We start from the raw sequence: 7,291 nt of genomic DNA, 5'->3' as shown, positions 1-7,291 counted from the left end.
GAAGCTCTGCGACCAATATCCGGGCAAAGAACGTGAGACGTTGGTCCGCCAGGTGGAAGCCCGCTTGAAAGCGGTCGGCACGCTTGAAGTCCTTCGCCAAGGCATCACGATCATCCCGGGCATCAAGATCGCGCTCTGTACTTTCAGACCCGCGTCAGGCCTAAACCCGGTCACGCTGCGCGCCTATGAAGGCAACATACTCGGCGTCATGCGCCAAGTGCGCTATTCCTTGCGCTCCGAGAATGCCATCGATGTGGTTCTACTCGTCAATGGAATTCCATTCGCAACACTTGAGTTCAAGAACACGCTGACTGGCTCAACCTACCAGACCGCCGAAAAGCAGTACCGCAAGGACAGGTCACCCAATGGCGAACCGCTTCTGACCTTCAAGCGGGGCGCGTTGGTACATTTCGCATTGGATCAGGACAACGTGTCCATGACCACGCATCTCAACAACGGCAAGACACGCTTCCTGCCGTTCAACCGCGGCCGCGACGGCGGCGCGGGCAATCCTGATGTCGAAGAGGAATTCCGGATCGCTTATCTTTACCGCGATATCGGTGCGCGCAAAGCGGTCTTCTCCCGTGAAGTCCTTCTGGGTATCCTGCAGCGCTTTGTTCTGGTCGATGAGGTCGAACAGCCCGTCGGCAAGGTCAAGCGCACCACCATCTGGCCGCGCTTCCAACAGCTCGATGCCGTACGCATGCTGATCCAGGACGCCAAGGCCAATGGCGCAGGGCAGAATTACCTGTTCCAGCACTCCGCTGGCTCCGGTAAGTCAAACACCATCGCATGGGCCGCGCACCATCTGGCCACGCTCCATGATGATAGTGACAAGGCGATTTTCGATACGATCATCGTGGTGACTGACCGTGTGGTTCTGGACCGACAGCTCCAGCAGACCATCAAATCCTTCGCGCAGACTGCCGGATATGTGGTGCCGATCGATGGCACATCGCGGCAGCTCAAGAAAGCGATCGAGGATGGCGCCAAGATCATCATCTCGACGATCCATAAGTTCTCGACCGACCAGCTTTCCGTCTTGAAAAACGAGGAAAAGAAACGCTTTGCGATCATCATTGATGAGGCGCACTCCTCCCAGTCGGGCAAGCACGCAGACAGTATGGCCCGCGTCCTGGCCGACGGAGAGCTGACCGAGGAAGAGAAGGAACTGGACGCCACCGAGCAGGCACTGATCGAATTGCAGCGCCTCCGCGGGCCACAGGCCAACCTGTCATACCTCGCCTTCACCGCAACACCCAAGAACGTCACCATGGAGCGTTTCGGGCGCCTCGGCGACAGCGGCCCTGAACCTTTCCACCTCTACTCGATGCGGCAAGCTGTCGAGGAGGGGTTCATCCTGGATGTCTTGCGGAACTATCAGACCTACAAGTCCTACGCGAAACTCGAAAAGGCTATCGAAGAAGATCCGGAGCTTCTGGAACGGAAGTCTTCGCGCAAGGTCGCACGCTTCATCGATTTCCATGAGACGGCCATGATCCAGAAGGCCGAGGTGATTGTGGAGCACTTCCGTCGCCATGCGCTCCCGGAACTGTCAGGCAATGCCAAGGCTATGGTGGTGACCTCGAGCCGGGAACACGCCATTCGCACCCATCAGGCGATCTCGAAATACGTCACCGACAATGGCTACACGGATGTCCGGTCCCTCGTGGCTTTCTCGGGCGAGATCAACGTGGATGGCCAGCCCTATACCGAGCCGGGGATCAACGGCTTTGCCGAAACGGAACTGCCGCGTCAGTTCGATGGGGACACCTACAACGTCCTTGTTGTGGCCGAGAAATACCAAACCGGCTTTGACCAGCCCAAGCTTGTGGCCATGTATATCGACCGGCGCCTGAGCGGCCTGCAGGCCGTCCAGACCCTGGCGCGCCTGAACCGGATCTATCCGTCCAAAGAGCGCACCTATATTCTCGACTTCCGAAACACGGTTGAAGAGATCCAGGAAGCCTTCAAGCCTTACTACAACGTGACCCAGCTTGAGGATGTCTCGGACCCGAACCAGATCTACAGCCTCGAAGCACGCCTGAAGGCGTTCGGTATCCTTGATGCAGGCGAGATCGATCGCTTCGTCACGCGCTTTGTTCAGGCGCGCAAGCGTGCCGATGAACGGCCCGTCCTGGAAGGGATCGTCCGTCAGGCCGTCACCCGCTTCACCGAAAACCTGAACGAGACGGAACAGGAGGAATTCCGCCAGACCCTGGCGTCCTTCCTGCGCTTCTATTCCTTCATGTCGCAGGTCATGAACCTTGGTGATACGGACCTCGAGAAGCTGCACATCTACGGCTCATGGTTGAAGCGCATCCTGCCGTCTCGTCAGGCGCCTCAGGGTGAGGACGTGACAGACGACATGCTGGATATGGCGGCCTACCGCCTTGAAAAGCAGGGCGACCCGCAGGACGCCAGCCTCACAGCTGATGACAATCAGGCCTTGAGCCCGATCGACCGGTTTGGGGCCAACCCTTACACGGAAGAGGAGTCCAAGACCCTCACCGAGATCATCGAGTCCTTCAATGCCCGTCATGGCACGGAATTTTCGGAAGACGACTACCTCCGGTTCGAGGCGGTCAACAACGACATTCTGGACGACGATGTTTGGGCTGAGATGCTGCGGAACAACGACCCGCGAGATGTGCGTCCGCGCTTTGATGCCGAGTTCATGCGCCGAACCATTCAGGCATTCCAGCGGGACAATGCTATGCGAAACGCGTTCATGCAGGACAAAGAGGCCCGCGACATGCTGATGGGGCTAATGTTCCAAAGGGCCGTTCGTGGGGCTGGGCGGGCTGCATAGTGAAAGACAAATCCCTTCAAGCACCAGTTATGCCTCTTGCCGCTAGAGGCGGGTTACAGTGACACCGTTCGACACTCCGCAGCTGTTGCGAAACTCGAGACAAACACAGCACATAAAAACCCATAATCCTCGCGGGTGCAGGCGCTCACGCACCTCATGCGTACCACCTTGTAAGGAATGACGAAATAGCCTCAAGCTCTTGTGGCGCCGCAGCATGAGCATCACGCAGACTTTCCAGTGCCACCTGCGCTTTCGCAAGCGTCATCCATTCGGTTTCCGGCGCATCGGGCGCGGACCATTTTTCCCGCAAATATTTGTCGAATTGAGCCTTTTCCTGCGTGTTCAGCAGTTCTGGACTGAAAAACGCCACCAATCGACGACCAAGCTGACGAAGGCGCGCATCCGAAAGGCTTGCCACGATTTCCTGTCGCCGCGGCCAGTCGGCACCTTGAAACTCCTGAAGGAGCTGCTTGTCAGCGTTGGAGTAAAACGCGCCATATATCTGCTTTTCCACAGGCTTGGGCGGCGCGTCAGCAACATCCGCGAAGCGCGCCGCCATCGCCGCGCCAACCCTCTGCCGAAACTCCGGCGCATCCGCAATGATCGCGGCGCGGCGCATATGTTCCGCGCTGGGCTTGATTGGCTGGAGAAGCGCAGGAGCCTTGTTCGTCGAAACGCCCCGGATAATCTTCGGCGTGCCATCAACGGCCGCAAGGATCACCTCATCGGACGCTTGTAGAAATTCGGCCGGGTCCGCGGCGTCCAGATCAAAGAATGCTGCCTGCGCGCTGTTGTTCTTCGAATATCCGCAAAAACACCCAACAAAAGATTGCGGCTCACCACCGCCAAAGCGGGTGACCAGTTCATAGGGGCGGAAACTTTCAAGCTTCTCTTGGACACGCGTCTTGTGCGCATTGTCCAGCAGCTCCGCCCAGAGTGCCGGGCTACGCGTCGCAATCAGGCGCGCAATATGAATGGTCGCTTCGACATCCCCCAAAGCATCATGCGCGTTGTGCGCGTTGAAGCCATTTGCAGGCGCCAGTCGATCCAGCTTGAAGCTGCGCCGTCCCGTGTGATCCACAGACCAAGAGAGAAGATCGGGTTCCCGAACATAGGCCGCATAAACCGCAGGTAGGGTGTCAAAGCGCGTGTTTCCATTGAACTGCGTGGCATACACGTTGGGCGACAGGTTCTGATAGAAGGTCTGCCGCAGGACTTCCTCGTCGAAGTGTATCGTGTTGAAGCCGACCCAGATCGCTGGGGCCCATTGCTCAGTGAACTCGGCCACCTGTTGCGAAAACTCGAAAAGGGATGGCAGGGATGGGTCTGTGAGCTGGTCAGGGGTAAGCCGCGTCACCACCAGGGCCTGCGGCGAGGGCAAAATGTGCGGTGCCAATCGGCAGCGGATATTGACCCGCTCCTTCTCCACAAAATGCTCATCCGTCCGGATCGCAGCAAACTGCAGCGGTTGGTCGAATTCCGGCGAGATGCCGGTGGTTTCAAGATCGTAGAAAACAAAATCCATAGAGAGATAATAGAGCAGGCAAATCTCGAAGGCCATGATGTCCGTTCCGATCCGCATGTAGATTTCCGGCAGTCGTGACCGTAAACAGGATCTTGACAGGAGCGATGGCGTGCAGAAATCAAAACAAGGTCGTCACATGCAGATCGGGCCGTTTCGTTCAAAGGCTTGTCGTTCCGACAGGTGTGTCAGCGGGTCGAGCCGTCCGGCCGGTCGAAGGATATGGGCAATCATACCGGCGATGGTGTTGGCATTCACGGCCTCGTTGGCGCCCATGACGGCTGTTGCAAGTGATTTGGTTGGCGTTGCCAGCGTCATAGACGGCGACACGCTTGAAATCCGCGGCGTCCGCGTCCGCCTGCACGGGATTGATGCCCCTGAGAGTCGGCAATCGTGCATGCGCGCATCTGGCGCTCGGTGGCGCTGCGGGCAACAGGCCGCTCTCGCCCTGTCCGACCGGATTGGTCGCCGCACGATCAACTGCTCGGTGCGCGACGTGGACCGCTATGATCGTGCAATCGCTGTCTGCACCCAAGGCAATCAAGACCTGAACCGCTGGTTGGTCAGCGAAGGTTGGGCCGTCGCCTACAGGCGGTATTCACGAGATTACATCAGAGCCGAAGATCAAGCCCGAAGCGCTGGGCGCAATATTTGGTCCGGGCAATTCGTGATGCCGTGGGATTGGCGACGCGGACAGCGGCTTCCATGACGTCATCGGCCGAGAGCACGACTGAGGTTCTCGCTGGCTTGGTGGAACGGGTGACCTTCCACAGTCAGGAGAGCGGCTTCTGTGTGCTTCGGGTGAAGGCGCGCGGGCACCGGGACCTGGTAACCACGGTCGGGCACGCGGCGATGATTTCTGCAGGGGAATGGATCACAGCATCTGGAGTCTGGATCAATGACCGCAATCACGGTCTGCAATTCAAAGCTCACTTTCTCAAGACCCATGAGCCCTCGACAGTCGAAGGCATCGAGAAATACCTGGGCTCTGGGATGATCCGCGGCATAGGGCCGGTCTATGCCAAGCGGCTGGTCAAGGCGTTCGGCAAGGATGTGTTCGACATCATCGAGGCAGCGCCTGAACGTCTGCGCGAAGTCACTGGCATTGGCCCGATGCGCGCGGCCAAGATCACGGCCGGCTGGGCGGATCAGAAGGTAATCCGCGAGATCATGGTCTTCCTGCACCAACACGGCGTGGGAACAGCGCGCGCTGTTCGTATCTTCAAGACATACGGGACAGATGCCGTCCAGGTGATGAGTGAGAACCCCTACAGACTGGCCAAAGACATCCGGGGCATTGGGTTCAGGACAGCCGATCTGATTGCCGAAAAGCTGGGCATCGAGAAGACGGCGATGATCCGTGTGCGGGCGGGGATTTCGTTCGCGTTGAGTGAAGCCATGGGGGATGGCCACTGCGGCCTCCCGCGGGCGGAGCTGATCGGTCTTGCGGGCAAGCTGCTCGAAGTCGAGCGTCGCCTGATCGACAGCGCGTTGCAAGAGGAATTGGCCGAGGAAACCGTCACTGCCGATCGCGTGGGAGATGCAGACTGCATTTTTTTGACGGGACTTTATCTCGCGGAGCGCGGGATCGCCGCGCATGTGAAGCGCATCGATGCGGGCGCCCTGCCCTGGCCCGAGATCGATGCGGACAAGGCCCTGCCATGGATCGAGCAAAAGACGGGCCTCACACTTGCTGCCAGCCAAGCCGAGGCAATCCGCCTGGCACTGCGCTCAAAGCTCACGGTGATCACCGGCGGTCCCGGGGTGGGAAAGACCACCATCGTAAACTCCATCCTGCGCATTCTGGCTGCCAAGGGCGTGAAGCTGCTGCTCTGTGCGCCCACCGGCCGCGCAGCCAAGCGGATGACCGAAGCCACCAGCATGGAGGCCAAGACCATCCATAGGCTGCTGGAGTTTGACCCGAAGGCCTTCGGCTTCAAACGCAACGAGGAAAACCCTCTCGACTGCGATCTGTTGGTCGTGGACGAGAGCTCGATGGTCGATGTTCTTCTGATGCAATCGCTTCTGAAAGCCGTGCCCAGCACCGCAGCGTTGCTCATCGTGGGCGACATCGACCAGTTGCCCTCCGTTGGCCCTGGCCAGGTCTTGGCAGACATCATCGGCTCCGGCGCAGTGCCCGTGGTGCGTCTGACCGAGGTGTTCCGGCAGGCAGCCCAGAGCAAGATCATCACGACGGCGCATGCCATCAATGCAGGCCGCTTGCCCGATCTCGGCAAACCCGATGGCGAGGCGGATTTCTATTTTGTGCCGGCCGCGGATCCGGAGCAGGCCGTACCGCGGATCGTCGAATTGGTGGCCAAGCGTATCCCGCAGCGGTTCGGTTTCGACCCGATCAAGGACATTCAAGTCCTCTGCCCGATGAACCGCGGCGGGGTCGGCGCGCGATCCCTCAACATCGAGCTTCAGGCCGCGCTGAACCCTGCCGGGGAGAAGAAGGTCGAGCGCTTCGGTTGGACCTTCGCGCCGGGCGACAAGGTGATGCAGATCGAGAACGATTACGACAAGGACGTCTAAAACGGGGATATCGGCATGATCGAAGACGTCGACCTCGACGACGGCGAGGTTGCCGTGAACTTCGATGGCCGCACGGTGAGCTTCCTCTTTGGCGAACTCGACACGCTGGTCCCAGCCTATGCAGCCACGATTCACAAAAGCCAGGGGTCGGAATACCCCGCCGTGGTCATCCCAGTCATGACACAGCACTACGCGATGCTTCAGCGCAACCTGATCTATACCGGGGTCACGCGGGGCAAGAAGCTTGTCGTGCTGGTCGGACAAAAAAAGGCTGTGGCCATCGCGGTCAAAAATGTGGCGGGGCGCCAGAGGTGTTCAAAACTGAATGAATGGTTGGCGGAAGACCCCTTGGTAGGCGTCAATATCAATACGCGATAATGTTCGAATATGAGGTGAACGCTTGCACATCCGTTCCAAGTCCG

6 protein-coding genes are annotated in these 7,291 nt (G+C 58.9%); 4 read left to right on the top strand and 2 right to left on the bottom strand.

Annotation, left to right across the window (positions count from 1 at the left end; all coding sequences use genetic code 11):
* On the top strand, nucleotides 1-2,812 hold a 2,812-nt coding region (locus tag JJ869_RS20655; RefSeq protein WP_292270232.1), incomplete at its 5' end, for a DEAD/DEAH box helicase family protein.
* Between the two features lie 154 nt (nucleotides 2,813-2,966).
* On the opposite strand, the gene JJ869_RS20650 is transcribed toward JJ869_RS20655, so the two are convergent.
* Both JJ869_RS20650 and JJ869_RS20645 read right to left on the bottom strand, forming a co-directional pair.
* A complete protein-coding gene (locus tag JJ869_RS20650; RefSeq protein WP_292270230.1) occupies nucleotides 2,967-4,373 on the bottom strand; it encodes an exodeoxyribonuclease I in 1,407 nt (468 codons plus the stop codon).
* Between the two features lie 96 nt (nucleotides 4,374-4,469).
* Nucleotides 4,470-4,664 (bottom strand): hypothetical protein, encoded by a 195-nt coding sequence (locus tag JJ869_RS20645; RefSeq protein WP_292270235.1) that lies wholly within the window; start codon nucleotides 4,662-4,664, stop codon nucleotides 4,470-4,472.
* On the opposite strand from JJ869_RS20645, the gene JJ869_RS20640 reads away from it, so the two are divergent.
* Genes JJ869_RS20640 through JJ869_RS20630 form a run of 3 tightly spaced genes read left to right on the top strand, consistent with a single transcriptional unit; the run spans nucleotide 4,576 to nucleotide 7,247 of the window.
* The gene (locus JJ869_RS20640) at nucleotides 4,576-5,043 is read left to right on the top strand and encodes a thermonuclease family protein (protein ID WP_366510486.1); all 468 of its coding nucleotides are present in this window, start codon (nucleotides 4,576-4,578) and stop codon (nucleotides 5,041-5,043) included. The two genes, JJ869_RS20645 and JJ869_RS20640, sit on opposite strands and share 89 nt — an antisense overlap.
* Nucleotides 5,040-6,869: an ATP-dependent RecD-like DNA helicase gene (locus JJ869_RS20635; RefSeq protein WP_292270224.1), complete on the top strand. Its 1,830-nt coding sequence runs from the start codon at nucleotides 5,040-5,042 to the stop codon at nucleotides 6,867-6,869. The genes JJ869_RS20640 and JJ869_RS20635 overlap by 4 nt, the downstream gene beginning before the upstream one ends.
* Before the next feature lie 15 nt (nucleotides 6,870-6,884).
* Nucleotides 6,885-7,247, top strand: coding sequence for an ATP-binding domain-containing protein (locus tag JJ869_RS20630; protein ID WP_292270222.1), 363 nt, complete (start codon nucleotides 6,885-6,887; stop codon nucleotides 7,245-7,247).
* The last annotated feature ends 44 nt before the right edge of the window (nucleotides 7,248-7,291 follow it).

The organism is Marivita sp., from assembly GCF_017643905.1.
Classification (GTDB): Bacteria; Pseudomonadota; Alphaproteobacteria; order Rhodobacterales; family Rhodobacteraceae; genus Marivita.
Note: the sequence above shows the minus strand (reverse complement) of the source record. Positions and strands in the feature narration are given on the sequence as shown.

Coding starts and splice junctions, on each gene's coding strand:
- JJ869_RS20650 (WP_292270230.1), bottom strand. CDS start 4,373: ATGGCCTTCGAGATTTGCCTGCTCTATTATCTCTCTATGGATTTTGTT.
- JJ869_RS20640 (WP_366510486.1), top strand. CDS start 4,576: ATGGTGTTGGCATTCACGGCCTCGTTGGCGCCCATGACGGCTGTTGCA.
- JJ869_RS20635 (WP_292270224.1), top strand. CDS start 5,040: ATGACGTCATCGGCCGAGAGCACGACTGAGGTTCTCGCTGGCTTGGTG.
- JJ869_RS20630 (WP_292270222.1), top strand. CDS start 6,885: ATGATCGAAGACGTCGACCTCGACGACGGCGAGGTTGCCGTGAACTTC.